Origin of the sequence: Thiolapillus sp. (genome assembly GCF_048562965.1) — a bacterium.
GTDB lineage: Bacteria > Pseudomonadota > Gammaproteobacteria > Chromatiales > Chromatiaceae > Thiolapillus > Thiolapillus brandeum_A.
Genome location: NZ_JBHNMF010001129.1, coordinates 1 through 856, shown reverse-complemented (window position 1 = coordinate 856; position 856 = coordinate 1). Strand labels below are relative to the sequence as shown.

Annotated in this window: 1 protein-coding gene; it reads right to left on the bottom strand. The window is 50.9% G+C overall.

The genetic code is table 11. The features are described 5' to 3' along the window. Nucleotides 1-16: 16 nt before the first annotated feature. Nucleotides 17-454 (bottom strand): hypothetical protein, encoded by a 438-nt coding sequence (locus ACOCD2_RS22780; RefSeq protein WP_293650755.1) that lies wholly within the window; start codon nt 452-454, stop codon nt 17-19. Between the last annotated feature and the right edge of the window lie 402 nt (nt 455-856).

Below are 856 nucleotides of genomic sequence, written 5' to 3'. Positions count from 1 at the left end.
CGAACGCGGCGTCCAGTCATATGGGAGCCAAGTACGGAGCAGCAACGAGCTTGCGAAGTTGTTGCGTAGTGCTGGGTGACCAGGACGGCTGGGGCACCAATAGGTTGTCAAAGGCCGAGTTGATTTTGGGGACTGGGATGTCCCAAAATCTATCACGAGGCCGAAGACACGCTTGGTGGATGAATTCACGGACAATGACCAACAGATCATCCAGAGGCAATAACAGCAGCTTGCGCAACTCAACCACCAACATTTCCTGGTGCTCGCTGAGCTTGGTTTGCAAGCGATGAGGACGATGGCTTTTGTCGGTGAATTCGTCCCGGTTTTGCCATTTGCGAATGGTCTGTGGCGTAACATTGTATTGCTTGGCAAGATCCACCTGCTTACGATCACGCTGAGCTTTGATCTCGGCGCGAAGCTTTGGTGTTGTACGGGCTTGTGGATGGATGACCATGGCGTTATGCTTCCTCCAGGTTTTGCGTGAGCCAGTCGTTCAATATCTGGCGCGTTCGGAATAAAGGATCACACGGAACCCGATAGATAAGCCTTGCCCCATGGGGCAGTTTGCCTGAAATCCGTCGGTGTGTCATTCTTGCGGCAGCCCCGCTGAAAATCATGTCGCTGAGCAGTCAAACAAGGCAGCCGCCAGTCAAATAACGCTACCAGATGTAAGAATGAGCGAGCAAAATCGAAGGCCGCATTTGAAAATACGGATTCAGGAATAATTAACCCATTGAGGTAACTACTCACCCCTAAGATGAGTACAAGCCTGCCTCCATGGATCTACAATCGCTTTTTCATGTCTGTAGAGGCTTGACATCATAGTACGCCGAGTCTATGCTATTGACCCAACACA